The 2,111-nt window shown below is 68.7% G+C and carries 2 protein-coding genes; one reads left to right on the top strand and one right to left on the bottom strand.

Annotated features, from left to right (window positions below):
* Positions 1 to 1,170: acetyl-CoA acetyltransferase (locus tag DBR10_RS16230; protein WP_108556514.1), on the bottom strand; the 1,170-nt coding region annotated here is incomplete at its 3' end.
* Positions 1,171 to 1,275: 105 nt separating this feature from the next.
* Between DBR10_RS16230 and DBR10_RS16225 the strand changes: the two genes are divergently transcribed.
* The coding region (locus DBR10_RS16225) for a winged helix-turn-helix transcriptional regulator (RefSeq protein ID WP_108556515.1) at positions 1,276 to 2,111 on the top strand (836 nt) is incomplete at its 3' end.

Below are 2,111 nucleotides of genomic sequence, written 5' to 3'. Positions count from 1 at the left end.
GGTCTGCACCGTTCTGGCCCCCTCGACCTGATAGTCGCCGGCGGTGCCGGTGGTCTGCTTGAAAGCGTCGAGCATCATGCGAACCCCCGTGGCCCCGACCGGATGGCCCGCCCCGATCAGACCGCCGGACGGGTTGATCGGCAGCTTGCCGCCGAGGGCGATGTCGCCGGCCTCGACCGCCTTCCAGCTTTCGCCCGGCGCGGTCAGACCCAGATGGTCGATGGCCATGTATTCGGTGGCGGTGAAACAGTCGTGGGTCTCGACGGCGTCGATGCCCGACACGTCATCGGCCATCCCGGCCCGGGCGCGGGCGTCAAGGATCGCCCGGCGTACCTGCGGGAAGACGTAAGGCTGCTCGCGGCTGTTTTCGATCTTGCGCGCATAGCTGATCGGGGCCGAGCGATGACCCCAGCCCTTGATGCGCGGCAGGCTGTCCAGAGGGATGCCCCGCTTGTCGGCATAGGCTTTTGCCCGCGCCGGCGAAGCCAGGAACACCACCGCCGTGCCGTCGGTGACCTGGCCGCAGTCCTGCTTGCGGGTGCGCCCCTCGACCACGGGATTGGTTTCGTCGTTTTCGGTAAAGGCCTCGGGCCCGAACCGCCAGTCACGGGTCTGGGCATTGGGATTGCGCCGGCCGTTGGCGAAATTGACTTCGGCAATGCCCATCAGGTGTTCGTACTTCAGGCCATAGCGGCGGTCATATTCCTCGGCGAGGTCGGAGAAGGCCCGCGGCCACAGGAAGCGGGCGTCCTGGAACTCGTGACCGGCCCAGGCCGCGCTGCCGAGATTCTCGGCGGCCTTCTGGCCGGGGACATTGCGCATCAGTTCGATACCGACGACACAGGCCAGACCGTAGCGTCCGGCCTCGAGCTCGGCCGTGGCGGCCAGCAGGGCGACACTGCCGGACGCACAGGCGGCCTCATGGCGGGCAGTGGGAAGACCGTCGAAGGCCGGATGCACCTGGCCGAACAGACCGCCCAGCAGGCCCTGGCCCGCAAAGAGCTCCCCGGCGAAATTCCCGACATGGCCGGTTTCGACCTCTTCGGGATCGAGGTCCACGGCCGCAAGGCCCTCCCCGACGGCTTCGCCGAAGGCATCGGCCAGCTCACGGCCCTGCCGGCTCCAGTTGGCGGCGAAATCGCTCTGCCATCCGCCCAACACATAGACCACTGCGACCTCCCCCACGGCCTTTTCGTTAGTCCGACTATACAAGCGACCCTTGCAGAGTCCATCGCCCGGATTGACAGTCCGGCGCGCGGCGCCGCACCAAGCCCCATGGTCCAGCCCAAGGCTCCTGCCCTCGTCCCGAACAGTTCAGCCGCCCGCGCGCTGAACCTGATCGGCGATCGCTGGACCCTGCTGGTGCTGTATGCCGCCTTTATGCGGGTGAGCCGGTTCGAGGGCTTCATCGCCATGACCGGTATGGCCCGCTCGCTACTGGTCGACCGGCTGGGGCGGCTGGAAGCGGCAGGCGTTCTGGAGCGCCGCCCCTACCAGACCCGGCCCGCCCGCCACGAGTATCACCTGACCGCCATGGGCAAGGACCTCTACGATTCGGCCCTGATGCTGCTGGGCTGGGAGATGCGCTGGCGGATGGATCCCGCCTGTCCTTCGCACCAGATTATCCACGACCCCTGCGGACACCCCTTGCGGCCCGTCCTTGTCTGCCAGGCCTGCACGGCCCCGGTTAAGGTGCGCGACATCGTCCTGTCGCCCGGACCGGGCGCAGGATCAGAGCCCGCGCCCCGCGCCCGCCATTCCCGTCGCGCCAGCGATGGTCCGGGAACCGAGGGCGTCGGCGGCGTTCCCCTGCACCCCATGCTCGAGCGCTCCATCGAGGTGCTGGGGGACCGCTGGACCGCCCACCTGGTGGCCGCCAGCTTCTATGGCCAGACGCGGTTCAAGGACCTGCAGGCCCAACTCAAGGTGGCCAGCAACATCCTGACCGACCGTCTGACCCGGCTGGTCGAGCGCGGCATGCTGGAGCGCCGCCTCTACCAGACCCGCCCCGAGCGCTGGGAGTACCGGCTGACCCGGGAAGGCCGGGACTTCTTCCCCCTGATCGCCGCCCTGATGGCGTGGGGCGACCGCTGGCTGTCCGGCGAGGCCGG

The organism is Caulobacter sp. HMWF025 (genome assembly GCF_003060965.1).
Lineage (GTDB): Bacteria > Pseudomonadota > Alphaproteobacteria > Caulobacterales > Caulobacteraceae > Caulobacter.
The sequence above is the reverse complement of the archived record's forward strand: the minus strand, read 5'-3'. Positions and strand labels throughout refer to the sequence as shown.